Below are 16,271 nucleotides of genomic sequence, written 5' to 3'. Positions count from 1 at the left end.
GGCTCCGTTCCGCTCGCTCTGTCGACGCATGCGATGGCGCTTCACTGTGGCGTTGACGATCTGACCAGCCCCAGGGAATTCCAGGCCCGTGGAGCTCGGCGCGGTGGGGGAGGGGGCGGCGCGGGCAGGCGGGCGAGCGCGCGGGCGCGCGGGCGTTTACAGAGCGCCTCTTCCAGGCGCCGCGATGCCGCGCTCAGACCTGGATGCCCGCGAGCGGTGACGTGACCCGCCCCGCGTCGAGGCCGATCTCCGTCGCCTTCGAGCCCATGATCTGGGCGACCGTCAGGAGCGCTTTGCTCAGGTTGTCGCCGGGGAAGTTGTGATGCTCGTCACCGCGCAGCCGGCCTCCGGCCTTCCCCGCGAGGAGCACCGGCCATTCGGCCTTCGTGTGCACCTTGCCCCAGGCGGTGTCGGACGTGACGAACACGAGCGTGTTGTCGAGCAGGTTCGAGCTGCCGTGCGGCGTGCTCTTGAGCTTCGTCAAGAACTCGTTCAGGCAGCGCATCGTGTAGATCACGCCCTTGTCGACGCGAGGCTGGCTCGATTGATCTCCGGCATCCCCGTGGCAGATGGTGTCGTGGAAGTCGTCGTTCATGTCCTGCGCGAGGTGCCGGTAGTAGACGTGCGCGGCGGGGAGCGAGAACATGAACGAGAGCACGCGGGTCCGCTCGCAGGCGAGCGCGAGCGCCGAGAGCTCGACCATCGCGGTGTTCACCTGCGGGGGCGCTTCGCTCTGCGCGTCCTTGCCGGCGGTGGGGGCCGTGGGGCTGCTGCACGCGGACGGCGTGCCGCCGCCGGAGGTCGTCGTCTCGAGGCGCCGCTCGATGGCGCGGATCGACTCGAGGTGCTGCTCCACGCGCTGCTTGTCGGCCGCCCCGAGCCGCTGCTGCAGGCTCGCGCCGTCTTGCAGGATCGAGTCGAGCACGCTCTTCCGGACGTTCGCGAGCTTCGCGGCCTGGTCCGCCCCGTCGTCGTTGGGCGCGGGCGTGCCGCCCATGAACAGCCGATTGAACACGGCCTTCGGATCGAACTCCGCGTTGTTGCGCGAGTTCGGCCCCTTGTGCGAGACCGTGTGCAGCGAGTCCTGAGGGCCGTTCGGTGTCGCCGGCGTCACCCCCACCTCGAGAGAGCGGTACGGCGTCCCCGCCGAGATGGTGTCCGCGACGACCTGGTCGATGGATGCGGCGCGCACGGCGTTCCCGCTGATCGGCGCGCCGGTCGTGGCCCCGGCCGACCCCGAGGGGTGCTCGACACCGGAGACCACGAGCTTGTTCTCGAGCCCGCTGATCACCGTGAGATACGACTTGTGGTCCGCGAGCGGCTGGAGCTGGGGGCTGAGCTCCCACGCCGAGCCGGAGCCCGTGCGCGCCGGCTTCCAGCGACCAGGCAGCGTCCCGTTGCCGAAGAACCACGTGACGTAGAGCGGCGAAACTGGGGTGTTCGACTGGGCGAGCGCCGTGCCGCTCTCGTTCAGCATGATCTCCAGCAGCGGCAGCGGGATGGTGACGGCGGCGCCCGTCGCCAGCAGGCCCCGGAGTACGGTTCGTCGGTCCAAAGCTTTCTTGGTCATGGAGGGCACCGTGCGTTCAGGGTTGGGGGGCGACGGCCGAGAAGGCCTTGTTCGTCACGACGTCGAGGACCAGCTCGCGCAGCTTGAACCCCGACGCCTCGAACGACGTGGCCAGCGTGTTCACCACGCTGCCGTCCACGGCTCGCTCTTCGTGGCCTGCTGCATACGAGTAGTACTTGCGGACGAGGCATCGAGCGACCTTGTCGCTCGCGCTGACGGTCGTGCCGAGCTCGCGCGCGTCGGCCACCGGCGCCCCGTCGAAGTCGCCGCTCGGGTCGATCGGCAGGCCGTGGTCGGTCGTGCGGTAACGGCCGATCGCGTCGAACGTCTCGAGCGGCAGGCCGAGCGGGTCCATGTACGCGTGGCAGGCGGCGCAGGCAGGAGCGGTCCGGTGGTTCTCGAGCCGCTGACGTTTGGTGAGGGGCCTGTCCGCAGGCGGCTCCGGGAGCTCGAGGGCGATGTTCCCAGGCGGCGGCTGGACGGGCTCGCACATGAGGGCCTCCCGCAGGAACTTGCCGCGCAGCGTGGGCGAACCTTCTTTCTGGTTCGCGAACTGCGAGAGGAAGCCGACCTTGCCGAGGATCCCGACGCGCGGGCCGTCCGCGGGCAACGAGCGGACCTCGAAGGTGCTCGAGCTCAGGCCGGCCGTGTCGAGGCCGTAGAGCTCGGCGAGCTCCGAGTTGACGACGGCCTTCGTGGTCGAGAACAGGTCGAGCGCGCTCGCCTGATCATCGAACGCGAGGACCTCCCAGGTGCCTCGCATGTCGCGGACCATCGCCGCTTGCAGCGCGGCGTCGTACTCCGGAAACAGCTCCGCGTCCTTTGCCTGCGTGCCGACTCGATCCAGCCGCATGTACTCTTCGGCGAAGGCGCCGACGGCCTCGCGCCCGGCGGGCGCGTCGAGCAGCCGCGTCGCCGCGGCGCGAACGCCCTCCACCGTCGCGAGCTCCCCGCTCGCGGCCTGGTCGAGCAGCTCCTCGTCCGGCAGGCTGTTCCACACGAGAAACGCGAGCCGGGACGCCATCTCGTAACCCGTCAAGCGAAGCGACCCATCGGCGCTCGGAGCGCCGAGCTCGGGGCGATACAGAAAGTTCGGCGACGTGAAGAGAGCCACCGTCGCCCAGCGGACCCCCTCGACGGCGCTCTCGAGCTCGGTCGCGGCCTTGTTGGCGACCGCCGCGAGCCGGTCGACCTCTGCTGTCTCGAGCGGGCGGCGCCACGCTCGAAGCCCCAGCGACTCGATGAAACCGCGCGCGCAAGCGTCGTCCTGCGCGCCGCTGGGCGTGCAGCCGATGAACTGGTCCCGCTTCGCCGAATCCGCGAACACCGCGTCCACGGCCTTCTCGATGGCCGTGTGGTACTGCTCGACACCTCGCTCCGAGGTCACGACGGTCGCGGCGCCGATGACCGCGAAGTTTCCATTCCAGCTGTCGGAGTCGAGCTGATTGACATCGACTTCCACGCCGAACACGTCGCGCACCGCATTGCGAAATTGCGTTCTCGTCAAACGACGCAGCATCCCGGCCGCGGGTTGAAACGCCGGAGGGGTCGAGCCCGTCGACGGTCCATCGTCGCCGCCGGAGGGTCCCCCGGCGTCATCCACCGAATCACCCAGCGCGCCCGTGCACGCGGCCGCGAACGCGAGCGCACAAACGGCGGCGACTTCTGTTGAGGAACGGAGCACGTGCCAGGACGGCTTCTTCATCTTGCTCTCCGATGATGCACAGGGGTGACGACGGACGGGTACCCACATCGGGTGACCATGCCTCAGCGCAACTGCTCGCACGACGAAGCCCATTGCGTCCGGCGTGGCCTCGGCAAACGCCAATCACCAGCCATCAGCGATCGCTTCAGCGCCGACCGAGCGAACCGAGTAGGTGCAAAAATCAATCAGAGTCGATCAGCTGACGAAGGTATCGGTGCGCCTCACGACCCACCCAGGGCGAAGCAAATGGGCACGGTACATGGAACTTGTGAACGATCACATGTTCGAGATCAATCCCGATCGACCGCCTGATGAGGTTTCTCTGGCCCGAGGGGGGACGAGCGGTGTCGGCGCAGATCGCTCCCTGTCCCAGGGACGACCGACCCGGGTCAACGCGACGGCCTCCTCCAGCGCAAAGCGAAAGGATATCCCCGAGGGGCATTGTGAGCGTTCACAATGGCCGGTGTCAACGAAAATGGACGGGCGCGCGGCTGTCCTCGGTCCCGACGGATGACAAGGGCGGGTCCACGCCGGAGGCGCTTACGAGCTCATCGGCTCCGGGAGACCATGGCGGTGCTCTTGCGCAGGACCAGCTCGGCCTCGACCACGACGCGCGAGCAGGAGCGGCGGCCGCTCTCGATTTGCCCGAGCAGCAGGTGGAGGCACCTGCGCCCCAGCTCGGAGAAGTCCTGGCGGACGGTGGTGAGCGGAGGCGTGAAGTAGGCCGCCTCCGGGATGTCGTCGAAGCCGACGATGCTGATGTCCCGCGGCACCGCGCGCCCGATCTCGTGGAGGTAGCGGAGCAGGCCGAGCGCCATCTGGTCGTTGGCCACGAACACGGCGGAGGCGCCTGGCGTGCGCGCCAGCTGAGGGGCGAGCTCGTAGCCCGAGCGTGCGCTCCAGTCGCCGCGCAGGAGGGGCGGCGGCTCGGCGCCCGCGGCCTCCAGCGTCGAGCGCCAGCCGTCGATGCGCTGCTCGGCCTCGAGCGAGTCGAGCGAACCGGCGATGTGCCACACCGTCTGGTGACCCAGGTCGAGGAGATGGCGGGTCGCGGCCGCCGCGCCGCCGTGCTGGTCGACGGCGACCACCGGGACCGAATCGTCCGGCCCCCCCTCGACGGCGACCACCGGCACGTCGGAGGTGACGTGGCGGAGCGCGTCCACCGCCGACCGCAGCGGGGCAATGACCATGATGCCGTCGGCGCCCTGATCGCACAGCCCCTTCACCGCATCCACCACCGGCGCGCGGCTGAGCGACTTCAGGCTGCAGACGCTGACGCCGTACCCGGCGTCGTGCGCCGCCGCCTCGAGCCCGTGGAGCGTCGACGCCGGGCCGTAGTGCGTGGTGTCGAAGCTGACCACGCCCAGCGTCCTCGAGCGCCCGGTGACGAGCGCCTGCGCCACCGAGCTCGGGCGGTAGTCGAGCTGGCGGATCGCGTCGAGCACGCGCTCCCGCGTGTCGCGATGCACATGCGGGCTGTCGTGCAGGACGCGCGAGACCGTCTGGTACGAGACGCCGGCGAGCTTGGCCACGTCGGCCATGACCGCGGCCCGGCGTCCGCCTCGCTTGACGCGCCGCTCCGGAAGAGGCTTGTCTATCATCGAAGCCGGAGCTTAGTCGCGGCGGCGCGGATTGGAATCCACATCGACCATGACCGCGGCCCGGCGCCCGCCTCGCGTGACGCGCCGCTCCGGAGGAAACCTGTCGGCCATCGGCGCCGGCGCCTGGCCGTGGCCGCGCCGAACGGAGTTGACGTCGAACCTGTGAGCGTTCACATTCATGCTTCTGCTTTGCCAGGAGAGGGCTGTCAAGCGCACCGGGACCTTCCTGTGCGCGACGAGGAGCTGACGTGATGAGCAGGGTCGCCGTGCAGGATCTTCGAGAGACCGCGGCGGCTCGAGATCGCCCGCTTCGGCGGTGCGACCATGAGAGATGTGGCCGTCGCCGGCGGGGACCGCGTCGGGGCGCAGGTCAAGCTGGGATGTCGGTGAACGGCTACCTCGCCTACCGCCTGATGCACTGAGGGGCTGGACGTGAGCGCGACCTACCGAGAGCTGCGAGAGCGCACTTTTTTGGCGAACCTGGAGATCCCGCGCCGGGGGCTCGCCATCTACACGTTCGGCAACGCCTCGGCGTTCGATCGCGACCGAGGCGTGCTCGCCATCAAGCCGAGCGGCGTCCCGTACGACCGCCTGTCGGTCGACGACATGGTGGTCGTCGACCTGGAGGGGAAGGTCGTTGAGGGCGACCTCCGCCCCTCCTCGGACACGCGGACGCACCTCGTCCTGTACGCGAAGTTCCGCGGGATAGGCGGCGTCGTTCACACGCGCTCGACGTACGCGACGAGCTGGGCGCAGACAGGCACGCCGATCCCGATCTACGGGACGACCCACGCGGATCACCTGGCCGAGGACGTGCCGTGCACCGAGCTGATGAGCGCGAACGCCGTGAAGGGCGACTACGAGACGGAGACCGGGAAGCAGATCGTCGAGTGCTTCAGGGGACGGAGCCCGCTGCGCACGCCGATGGTGCTGGTGGCGGGGCGCGGCCCCTTCGCGTGGGGAGAGGACGCCGAGAAGGCGGTGTACAATGCGGCGGCGCTCGAGGAGATCGCGCGGATGGCGTTCATCACCCGCACGATCGACCCGGGAGCCCCGCGCCTGCCTGACGCGCTCGTGCGCAAGCACTTCTATCGGAAGCACGGGAAGAGCGCGTCCTATGGCCAGAAGTGAGGCCGGGAATCGGGGGAGCGAGAACGAGCCAGCCAGGGCGCGCTTCACCGGGCGACGCGCGGGCGCGCCGTGGGCCGAAGCGCGTGGGCGATGCCGCTCTGCAAGGTGCCCAGCGTGATGATGCCGGTGAGGTCCGCGCCGAGCTCGAGCAGGGCCCTCGCCACCTCGGGGCGGATGCCCGTGAGCACCACGCGCGCGCCGAGCATCTGGGCGGCGCGCGCGGTCCGCGTCAGCGCGTCGGCGACGAGCGCGTCGACGGCGCGAACGCCGGTGATGTCCAGGATCGCGGTGTGGGCGCGCTGGCTGCTGATCCCGGCGAGCAGCGTCTCCATGATCTGCGCCGCGCGCGCGCCGTCCATCGTCCCGACGAGCGGCATCGCCAGGACGCCGTCGGCGAGCGGGATGAGCGGCGTCGACAGCTCCCGGAGCGTCTCCTGCTGCGCGGCGATGATCTGCTCCTGGAGCGCGGCGCGCTCCGCCTCCGCGCGCCTCAGGTCGGTGTCCTCTCTCACGACGCCGCCGACGCCGACCAGCTCGCCGCGCTCGTTGCGAACCGGGTATTTGACGGTATAAAAGTAAAAGTTCTGACTGCCGTAGTCCAGCACCTCCTGGTACCGCAGGGCCTGGCCGCTCGCGAGCACCTCCCGTTCCTTCGCCACGATCACGTCGGCGACGCCGGGCGGCGTGGCGCCGAACTCATGCTCGTCCTTGCCGAGGAACTCGATGGCGTGCCGCCCGAGCGCCCGCGCATAATGGCGGTTGAGGAACAGGTAGCGCCCCTCCGCGTCCTTGATGAACATGACGTTCGGCGAGTTGTCCACGAGCTGCAGGAGCATCTGATAGCGTTCGTGCAGCAGGCGCTCTCTCCGCCGCGGATCGTCGCCTTCATCCACGATGGCCGCGATCTCTCGGACGTCGCCTCGCTCGTCGCGCAGCACCGCGTAGGTCCACCGGCAGGAGATCGCGTTTCCCTCTCTCGTCCTGCCCGCGCTCGTCGTCGTCGCGAAGAGGCTCTCGCCAGGGGCGTGGTTGAACGCCTGCACCTCCTCTGGCGACACCGGGTCCGCGGCCACGAGCTCGGCGAGCCGGCGGCCCATGGCCTCGCCCTCGCTCCAGCCGAAGAGGCACGCGGCGGCGTCGTTCCAGCGCGTCACGGTGCCATCCAGGCGCCAGTGGATCAGCGCCGGCACTTGCGCGGCGCCCCGCGCGAACGGAGGGTCGAGGTACGCCGCCGCGGCGCTGACCAGCCCTCTCTTGGGCCCGAGCTCGCCGCGCCAACTGGCCAGCTCATTCTCCAGCTCCTCGACGCGCGCGCGCAGCGCCCCGCACTCTGCCTTGTAGTCGATGTCGTCATCGGCGTGCACGGCCGCTCCACCCGGCGTCGCGATCCCGTCGAGCTGGCCGTGCCCCGCCGCCGTGCTCCCTGCTTCCGAGTCGTGGTCCCCTCCGGACGACCGGTCCGCGTCCGCGCTTCCGAGCGGTCCGGATGTCCGCTCGCCCCTGTCGCGACTCATGCTCGCTCCTCCGCGCGCTGTTCCAAAAGCGCGTCGCCGGCAGTGTAACGGTTCTGCAAGTCGAGGTCTCGCCAGAAAGTCGGCCAGGGCCACCGCGGGGCGCGCGGTCGCCCGCGGTGGCGGTAGCGCAGTGACGAGCGCCTGCGCTTCCGCGCTGGGCCTATCGCCGAGCCGCCGGATCGCGTCAAGAAGCGTGAAGCCGATCGGACTCGATATTTGATGTGTGAGCTGCCGTAGTCTCCTGGGCAACCGCCGCGGCTTGGCCCATGACTGGGGTCATCATGAGCACCGGAGCTTCGCCATCTGGATCGACCTCGTGCGCGGCGCCGCCGGCATCAACGGCTTGTTAGGCGGGAGACAGAGAAAGAGAGAATACACAGGGAGGCAGGGAGGCGGGAGGCGGGGAGGAGAGAGAGCACAGAGAACGGGGGAGGGGGAGAGAGCGGGACCATCGCCACCTCGCTGGCGGGCTGGCCTCGGCACGGGCGGCCGGCTCAGGCCGGAACGCGCCAGACTACGCGCTCGCCGGAAGCGGCGGTCGCGCGCCGTACCCTCAGTCCAGGCTGCACGGTCGACCGTTCTGCTCGATGCCCCAATCCAGGGAGTCGATCAGGGGCTGCCCCATGGCCTTGTAGTCGTTGACGATGGGTCGCGAGCCGGAGACATTCGGCTCGCCATCGGAGATCACCAGGTACCCGTGCGACGCGATGTCGCCCAGGAAATCTGGGTCGGCGCGCCAACCGCGCCCGCGCCGCCCGCGGCGTTCGCAACGCCGGGTTCAGCTCCAGCGAGGCTCACCGCCCGGCGGCGCCGCTCAGGCGAGCATGTCGTCGATGGGCCCGGAGCCCTTGCCCTCACCGAAGTTCTCCGTCCATTCGGTCTTGTCCCGAACGGCGGCGGCGATGAGGCCGTTGAAGAGCCGGTTGTTCGTGACGTCTCCGGCGTCGATGAAAGCACCCTGCTTCAGGTAGCCGCCGCCGCTTCCGGCGATGATCGTCGGCACGTTGCGGAAGCTGTGCGACGGGCCGTCCGACACGTGGTTCGTCCACATGACGATGGACTTGTCGAAGAGGTCGCGGGCTTTGAACTGATCGAGGCCGTGGAGCAGCGTCTGCATGCGGAGCACGTCGATCTCGGCGTGTGCTTGCTCGGCCGTCGGGTTGTTGCCCGTAGCGGCGTCCGATTGCACACGATGGCTGATGTGGTGGAAGGGCCACCCGAGCGTCGCGTTCGCCGGCACCGAATACCTCGTCCCATCCGTGCCGTCGCCGTGCTGCAGCGTCGCCACGCGGTTGAAGTTGCAGGCGAACGCCAGCGCCACGAGCTCGAGATGGAGCTTCGCGACGTCTTCGATCATGCCGTTCGTCTTGAACGCGAAGCCGCTCTTGAGCGCATCGAGCTCCGACGTCGAGAGGCCCGCCTGGCTGCAGGTGCTGGCCATCTCGCCCATCGTGACCTCGGCGTCGCGGATGGCGTCGAAATGCTGCTGGAGGCGCTTCTTGTCGGCGGAGCTCAGCGCCGACATGCGCATCAGGCTATTCAGCTCCTCGCGCACGAAGTCGTTCGCGCTCTTGCGGCTGCGGATGAGCTCCTCGGCGAGCTGCGCGCCGCTATTACCGCCGCTGCTGCTGCCGCCGCTTTCCGCCAGGCCGACGAGCTTGGAGTAGAGCGTGTACGGGTTGTCGTCCGCAGAACGCACCTGCCCGGCGCCGCCGCCCTTGAACGAGATGCGCTCGGCGATGTACCCGTTCCTGCGGTTGCCGGCGTAGAGCGTGAGCGGCTCGGCGCCGCCCTCGTTCACCAGCTGGGCGATCAGCACGTCCGCGGACACGCCGCCCGCGGATGCGGTGCTGCCACCGCCCTGCGCCGGGCGCGCGGTGAGCGACTGACACAGGCCCTGCGCGTGGCCGCAGTTGGTGGGGCCCCCCATCGGGAAGTTGATCCCGCGGATGAACAGCAGGTCCTTGGCGTGAGGCGCGAGCACGTGCGTCGCCTTGTCCGTCATGGCGGCGAGCCCGTCGGTCGTGAGCGGGCCAGTCTGGTCCGGGAAGAACTTCTTCCCCACGACGCCGCACGCCGCGACGATGTAGAGGCTGAACACGGGCGTGTTGTCCGCGGCCCAGGCGGAGCGCGACGGCAGACCCTCGAGGAACGGAAGGGCGATGGCGACGCCGCCGGCGCGCAGGAACGCGCGCCGATTGATGCCACGCCGGGGAGCTACGTGCGGATGAGCGAGGTTCGTCACGATCTTTGTGTTCACAGCGGGCCTCCCACGCGAGTCCGGAATGCGTCGTTTTTCACGAGATCGAGCATCATCTCCTTCACCGAGCCGCTGGCGCCACGGCTCACCTTGGCGAGCGTCTCGACGAGCGGCAAATCCGACGGGATGACGTCGCGTTGCAGCGCGAAGCTCGCGAGCTTCTTGGCGTAGCAGAGGTGAGCCTGCTCGCCCTCTGCCATGTGGTGCATCAGCTCGCCGGCGTCCGCGAACGACTTGGGCCCCTCGGAGAAGACGTAGACGCCGCTGCTGTCGATCGGCAAGCCGCCGTTCTCCTCGTCCCGATATTGCCCCATGCCGTCGAAGTGCTCGAAGGCGAAGCCGACGGGGTTGATGAGCTGGTTGTGGCACGTGGCACCGCAGGCGCCGGTGAGCTGCGTGATGCGCTGACGGTTCGTCTGCCCGGGTTCGAGCGGCGGGACCGGCGGAATGTTCGGGGCCGGCGCGCCGAGGGGCGCGCACAGCACGTCGAGGTTGATGCTGACGCCGCGGTGGATCGAGTCCGACTCCTCGTTCAGGGCGTTCAGCGTCAGGTAAGGGAGCTGCGAGAAGAAGCCGACGCGATCGGGACCGAGGTCTTGCTCCACGACGCGGCTCCCGCTCGGCGCCAGGCCGTAGAGGCTCGCCATCCCCGGCCCCACGAAGCCCTTGGTGGACGTGAGGATCTCCTTGACTCCGAGGCCCTCGGTGAAGATGTTGTCGAAGAACAGGTATGCGCTCTCCTCGTACTCCGCGTTCAACGATTCGTCGTAGTTCGGCACGCCGAGCTTGCTGATCGTTGTGTAGCGATCGAAGTGGAGCAGCTCGCCATGGAAGTACCGCATGCCCTTGACCGCGGTGGGCTCCTCCAGCATCGACTCGGCGACCGTGGCGATCGCTTCCGGCGTCGTGAGGGTGGGCGCCTTGTCGAGCAGCTCGTCGCTCGGCGCGGCGTCGCGCAGCCAGAGCGAGAGCTTCGCTGCGATCTCGTACCCGTCGAGCGGCTTGCGATTGTCGCCGAGCTCCGTGCGGTAGAGGAAGTGCGGCGACTGGAGCATGGTCCGGATCACGAGCTGCGCGCCCTTGGCGAAGGCGCTCTTCGTGCCGGACATCTCCGCTCCGGTCTCGAAGAGCGTCGTGTACTTGGCGACCTCGTCGTCCGTCAGCGGACGGCGGTACGCACGGCGCCCCACGGTCTCGATGAAGCCGGTCGCGTCCGTGCCCGGGTAAACCTTGGCCAGCGCCGCGTCCGAAGCCGTCACCTCCTCGGCGAGCTCCTCCGCCGCCGACTGGTAGTCGCTCCACGAGCGCTGGTTCACGCTCAGCAGGTGCTCGTTGTTCGTGAAGTCCGTCGTGCCCGCGACGGGCCTCTCGAACCCGTCGGACAGCGACGAGGGCGCGGCGAGGTTCAGGACCACCTGCACGCTGCTCGCCCACTGCGAGTTCGTGAGGCGCACGAACCGGTGGTACTGCGGCGCGCCCGGCATGTCGATGCCGCGCGCCACGCCGCCGGCGGGGGGATCGCCGCCGCCCGGCGTGGTGCCGCCGCTCTCCTCCGGGTCGCCCAGGGAGCCCGTGCATCCCGCGAGCAGGAGCGCCGTGACGCAGAGCCCTGCGCCGAGCGCCCGCCTACAGCGCAGCAGGCCGGTCATCGAAAAAGACGGTGGGGTCATCATTGTCTCCTGACCAAGCTCGGGTGACAGATCAGCTATTTCAGCGTAACTACAATGCAACCATCATCCAGAAACTGTCATGCTCATCTCAAGAACGAGCGCGGCAGTGGTTTGACCTACAACGTTTGCTTCGCGGCTGCTCGACGCCGGATAGTTCGAGCACAACCGGAACTCTTGAGCTCGCACCGGAGCGAAACCGCGAGAGGTTGCGCGCTCTCGAGGGGGCGGCGCGACAGCGGGCGACTTGCGGTGCAATGATCCGCCGTTGGCGGCGAGCACCGCCGAGCGAACGGCGTGGGTGCCGAGCTCGAGCGTATGCCGAAGGTCCCGGTGGGCGCGACGACCCAGCCAGGGCGAAGACAAAGGAAACCGGCCGGGTCTAATGTGAGCGCTCACATCGATAGTGTCAATTCGAATCGACCAGCCCGAGGGGGATTACCCGCGGGCTGGCACGGCTCGTCCGGAGCGCGGCGTCAGGAGGAGGGGGTGCGAGGCGCCGGCCCTTGGGGGGAGCTTACTCAAGCGACTGGAAGAAGCGCCAGGCTCGCCCGCCCGCGCCGGACGGCACGGAGTGACCGCCGGGGTGCGTGCAGTACACGAGCGGCAGGCCCTCGTTGCAGCCTTGATACTCGACGCACGCGCTGCCGAAGCTCGTCGACGGCACCGTGGTCGCCTCGCAGCCGTTCCGGCCGCGCCAGAAGTCGCGGGTGGATTGTCCCAGCGCGGGGGTCACGGTCCCGTCGGTGTCGCCTTGCGTTTGAATCAGCGCGTGCGCGGCGCTGGCGTCGCTGCACGTGGGCTGGGAGCCCTGGGGGCCCCATCCGGCGACCGGAGCGAGGCCGCGGAACACGGACGAGCGCTCACAGCCGAGCGTGTTCGTCATGAAACCACCCTGGCTGAACCCGACCGCGAAGACGCGCTTCGTATCCACGCAGTAGTTCGCCTTGGCGTGCTCGAGCATGGCATCGAAGAACGCCAGGTCGGCCGCCAGGCGCTCCCGATTGGCGTTGGGCGGCGGGCCGCCCCAGTTCGAGTCTGCGGTGCCCCACTGCGATTCGGTGCTCGGAGGCCTGGATCGCCCGTCCGCCGGCAAGCCCTGCGGGTAGATGAGCAGCGCCTGGTCGTCGGTCTCCTGGATGAGCTGGAATCCGCTGTTGTCGTGCGCAGCCCACACGTTGTTCATGTTCAGGCCGTGGATGCCGAAGACCAGCGGCAGCGGCTTGCTCGGGTCGTAGTTCTCCGGCACGTACATCAGGTAGTAGCGCGTCACCCCGCCGACCGTCAGCGTCTGCTGCGCGCGAGGGTCGGGGCGCGTCGCGGCTGCGCCGCAGCCCATCGAGCCGCTGTCGCCAGCGCCCGTCGAGCCGCCGGTGCCGGACGGGTCGCCGCCGGTGCCGGACGGGTCGCCGCCCGCGCCGCCCGTGCCGCCGGAGCTGCTCGAGCTCGAGCTCGAACTCGAGCTCGCGACCGTGACCGCGCCACCGCCCCCACCGGTTCCGGCGCCTGATGACGTCGTCGCCGAGGTGGAGCCGCTGCTCGTGGTCGCGCCAGAAGAACCACCCGCGCCGGGGTCGGCGGGACCCGAGTCCGACGAGCAAGCGGCCAGCCCCGCCGCCACGCCCACAGTGAAAAGAACGCTCAGTCCAGATACAGATCTACGCATAGAGACACCACCTCGCTAACCGCTGCTCGTCGGAGGCTCGGGCGATCGCTGGTCGTCCGCTCCGCTCCCCCGGCCGGTTGATGCAGGCATCACGAGCCGGGCGCCGCCGGGGCCAATCGTGAATCTCAGTAGGTCGAGAACAGGCTCCAGAGGAGCTTGGGCGCGAACGCCGGCCAGCCGTGATTCGTGTTGCTGTAGTTCGGGTCTCCGTGCTGGCACCAGTAGACCGGATAGTCCTCGTCACAGCCCTGATACACGACGCAGCCCGAGAGATCGTCCGTGTACCCTTCGACTGGCGTCGTGCCCGCCTCGCAGTGGTTCAGCGCGGTGTAGAAGTCGCGCGTCTTCGGGCCGTTCTCCGTCCCGACCACAGAGTCGCGCTTTCCGTGGATGACGACCGCCGTGACCTGTCCGGTACACTCTCGGGTGCCGGCGTTGAGCGGGTACTGGGGGACGTTCTTGGTGGCGCACGGGCCCACCGCGCGCAGCTTGTCCGCGTGCTCGCAGCCGAGGATGCTCGAGAAGTCGCCGCCCGAGCTCTCGCCCGCCGCGAACACGCGAGCCTCGTCGATGCAGAAGTTGGCCGTGATCTGATCGTAGAACGGCTGAAAGAAAGCGACGTCGTTCGCCCCCCAGCCCGAGTTGGAGTTGGCCGGGTGAGGGTAGACGCGGATCCAGGCCTCCTTGGGGCCGGTCGCCTCGAAGCCCGCGTTCTGCTCTGCCCAGCTGATCGGGTTGTTCGTCGGGTTGAACATGATCATCACCGGATACGGCTTGCTGGCGTCGTAGCCGGTCGGCAGCTTCACGTAGTACTGGTGACCCGACACGGTGAGCGGGCTCTGCGAGCTGCCCGTCTGCGGATTGGCCTTGTTGCAACCCGCGCTCGGCCGCGGGGGGACCTTGTCTCCCATCGATCCGCCCGAGCCGCCGGTTCCCGGCGAACCCCCGCTCCCGCTCGTTCCCCCCTCACCGCCCGCTCCACCCGCGGACGCGCCGCCGTCGCCGGTCGTCGTGCTGGCGCCGGTCGTCGTGCTGCTGACGCTGCTTGAGACGGCGGCCCCGCCCGTCCCGGGCTGAGGGTCGCCGCCCGACGAGGTCGCGCCGCCACCACCGTCATCACTGCATGCGGAGAGAGCGCAAGAGCCGGCCACCGCCGCGAACAACGCGGCTCGAGCGATAGTAGGTTTGTTGATCATTGGTATACCCAGGCGCGATTTTTCCTCACCGGCGGCGTTCCACGAGGCGCGCCCTCCGCGTGAGGTCGTTTTCAGTTGATTGAGTGACTACGCGCACCCACGCACGCTCCGCCGCTGGGTGCTGGCGCGCGATGCCGAGCAGGCTGCTTGACGGCCGGAAGACCCGGCTCCGAGATGGCCATCGCCCCCCTGGATCTCCGGTCGCCGCTATCGCGGCGAGAGGCATACATTGTGACCGTTCACATCTTTCATGTCAACTTTTGTCGACTTGGTCGCCGTCGACGAGCACAGCGGTGCGCCGGCCGAGAGCCGCCATCTCCTCGAGCTGTGGGCCTCATGGTTTGGTACATCACGAGGCAGCCCGACTGGCTCGAAGCCGACCAGAGCATCGGGATCGAGGATAGTTGCGGGCTGGTTAAATTTGTTTGACGCCTCGAATGTGAGCGTTCACGTTGCGCCCTCGAGGGGTCCTGCTGCTTTGGTCTGGATGGGTCGTGCTCCTGGCTAGCGTCGGCGCATTTTTCTACATGTCGCAGATTGACCATCGCGTCGTGCCAGGAGGCGTTGGAGAACCATGAACGCTCAGCGGCGCTCAGGGCGGGCTGATCACGTCCTCGGAGTGAGCATGAAGAGACATCGATTCCTTTCGTCACTGGCCTGCATCGGCTGCGCGTTGTCGCTCGCGGCTTGCGGAGGCGATGACGCCGACAGCGGCGCCACCTCCACCGGTCAATGCGGCGGCGGGGCCGCCGGCACGTCGGGCGCCTCCTCCAGCGGCTCCAGCGGCGGGTCTCCCGGAGACGCCTCGGCCGGCGCGGGAGGTCAAACAGGCAGCGCCACGGGCGGCGGCGGGCCCAGCGGCGGAACGACGGGGGCCGGCGGCGAAGCCGGCGCCGGGGGCTCGGCGGGGGCGGGCGGTACGGGCGAGTTCGAGCCGGTGACCATCGCGTTCGGGACCAGCCTCGAGCCGCGCGCCCAGGTGCTCGAGGCGCGAGCGCTCGCCGAGTCCGTCGCCGATCCGAGCTCCCCGCAGTGGCGCGCCAAGGGCGATCAGCGCAGGACCTACCACTTTCCTGCCGCTGGGGTCGACGTTCCTTACCGCGTCTGCGTCCCGGAGCGCTGGGACGGCACGTCGGAGTTGCGGCTCGTGATGTTCTTGCACGGCGCCGGGAACGACGAGAGCTCGTACCTGGATCAGAACGACAAGCAGATGGTGAAGCTGGCCAACGAGCATGGCGTGCTGCTGGTCTCGCCGCTCGGCTACAACGGCGCGTACGGCACCTTCCTGCGGCTGCCGGCCGTGTTCGGGCAACCCGAGGAGGCGGAGAGGCTCCTGGCCATGCGTACGCCCGAGCGCGAACGCGATCAGGAGCTCAGCGAGAAGGACGTCATCAACGTCCTGGAGCTGGTGTTGAACGAGTACCCGATCGATCGCAGCGCGATGTTCCTCACGGGGCACTCGATGGGCAGCGGCGGCACCTGGTACATCGGTGCAAAATACTCTGACTACTGGAAGGCTCTGGCGCCCATGTCCGGTCCCTTCGTCCAGGAGTCGGGCTATCCGTGGGACCGGCTGCTCGACGTGCCCATCTTCGTGACGGAAGGGACCGGCGCCACGCCTTCCCTGGCCGGCAGCCGGGAGCTGCGCGACTGGATGACGGCTGGCGGCTACACCATCACGTATAAGGAAGTCGATGCGGACCATCCAGGAATGGTTCCGCTCGTGCTGCCCGACGTCTTCGACTTCTTCGACCGTTAGCAGCCTCCGCGCTCGTCACGACGCCCCCACGTCGCTCCGAGCCGCGGCGACGCTCGCGCTCCGGCGGCGCCGGTGCGCGGCGTCCGTGGCGGCGCTCTCCACGTGCGTGTCACTGCCGGAAAGTTCCAGTCTTCACGGTCGCGCATCCATGCCAGCGTCCTCCTTCGGGCTGCCACGGACTAGAGGGTACCCGCGGGCGGGT

The 16,271-nt window shown here is 68.9% G+C and carries 11 protein-coding genes; 3 read left to right on the top strand and 8 right to left on the bottom strand.

Annotated features, from left to right (window positions below; genetic code table 11):
- Positions 1 to 193 precede the first annotated feature (193 nt).
- From WME85_RS28520 to WME85_RS28510, 3 genes are all read right to left on the bottom strand, one after another.
- On the bottom strand, positions 194 to 1,555 hold the full coding sequence (locus WME85_RS28520; RefSeq protein ID WP_437825645.1) for a DUF1552 domain-containing protein: 1,362 nt from the start codon (positions 1,553 to 1,555) through the stop codon (positions 194 to 196).
- Positions 1,556 to 1,586: 31 nt separating this feature from the next.
- Positions 1,587 to 3,077, bottom strand: coding sequence for a DUF1592 domain-containing protein (locus WME85_RS28515; RefSeq protein WP_437825642.1), 1,491 nt, complete (start codon positions 3,075 to 3,077; stop codon positions 1,587 to 1,589).
- 746 nt (positions 3,078 to 3,823) lie between these two features.
- Complete coding sequence (locus tag WME85_RS28510; RefSeq protein WP_437825641.1) at positions 3,824 to 4,876, bottom strand: LacI family DNA-binding transcriptional regulator; 1,053 nt, start codon at positions 4,874 to 4,876, stop codon at positions 3,824 to 3,826.
- A gap of 324 nt (positions 4,877 to 5,200) precedes the next feature.
- Between WME85_RS28510 and WME85_RS28505 the strand changes: the two genes are divergently transcribed.
- Complete coding sequence (locus WME85_RS28505; RefSeq protein ID WP_437842372.1) at positions 5,201 to 5,266, top strand: hypothetical protein; 66 nt, start codon at positions 5,201 to 5,203, stop codon at positions 5,264 to 5,266.
- Between the two features lie 42 nt (positions 5,267 to 5,308).
- Entirely contained in the window at positions 5,309 to 6,007 is a 699-nt protein-coding gene (gene araD, locus WME85_RS28500) for an L-ribulose-5-phosphate 4-epimerase AraD (RefSeq protein ID WP_437825640.1), read from the top strand.
- A 44-nt stretch (positions 6,008 to 6,051) separates the two neighbouring features.
- On the opposite strand, the gene WME85_RS28495 is transcribed toward araD, so the two are convergent.
- The 5 genes from WME85_RS28495 to WME85_RS28475 form a co-directional block, all read right to left on the bottom strand.
- Entirely contained in the window at positions 6,052 to 7,521 is a 1,470-nt protein-coding gene (locus tag WME85_RS28495) for a PAS domain-containing protein (RefSeq protein WP_437825638.1), read from the bottom strand.
- Between the two features lie 814 nt (positions 7,522 to 8,335).
- Positions 8,336 to 9,781: a DUF1552 domain-containing protein gene (locus WME85_RS28490; RefSeq protein ID WP_437825636.1), complete on the bottom strand. Its 1,446-nt coding sequence runs from the start codon at positions 9,779 to 9,781 to the stop codon at positions 8,336 to 8,338.
- Positions 9,778 to 11,454, bottom strand: coding sequence for a DUF1592 domain-containing protein (locus WME85_RS28485; RefSeq protein WP_437825634.1), 1,677 nt, complete (start codon positions 11,452 to 11,454; stop codon positions 9,778 to 9,780). Before WME85_RS28485 ends, WME85_RS28490 begins: the two co-directional genes overlap by 4 nt.
- 511 nt (positions 11,455 to 11,965) lie before the next feature.
- Positions 11,966 to 13,114 carry an alpha/beta hydrolase family esterase gene (locus WME85_RS28480; RefSeq protein ID WP_437825632.1) on the bottom strand — a complete coding sequence of 383 codons (1,149 nt, stop codon included), beginning with the start codon at positions 13,112 to 13,114 and terminating at the stop codon, positions 11,966 to 11,968.
- Positions 13,115 to 13,239: 125 nt separating this feature from the next.
- Positions 13,240 to 14,025, bottom strand: a complete 786-nt coding sequence (locus WME85_RS28475; protein ID WP_437825631.1) for an alpha/beta hydrolase family esterase — start codon at positions 14,023 to 14,025, stop codon at positions 13,240 to 13,242.
- Positions 14,026 to 14,935: 910 nt separating this feature from the next.
- Here WME85_RS28475 and WME85_RS28470 point away from each other — a divergent pair.
- A complete protein-coding gene (locus WME85_RS28470; RefSeq protein ID WP_437825629.1) occupies positions 14,936 to 16,069 on the top strand; it encodes a hypothetical protein in 1,134 nt (377 codons plus the stop codon).
- Positions 16,070 to 16,271 lie beyond the last annotated feature (202 nt).

The sequence above is a fragment of the Sorangium sp. So ce1153 genome (genome assembly GCF_051521595.1).
In the GTDB taxonomy this organism is placed as follows: Bacteria; Myxococcota_A; Polyangia; order Polyangiales; family Polyangiaceae; genus Sorangium.
This window is presented reverse-complemented; position numbering and strand designations above follow the sequence as displayed.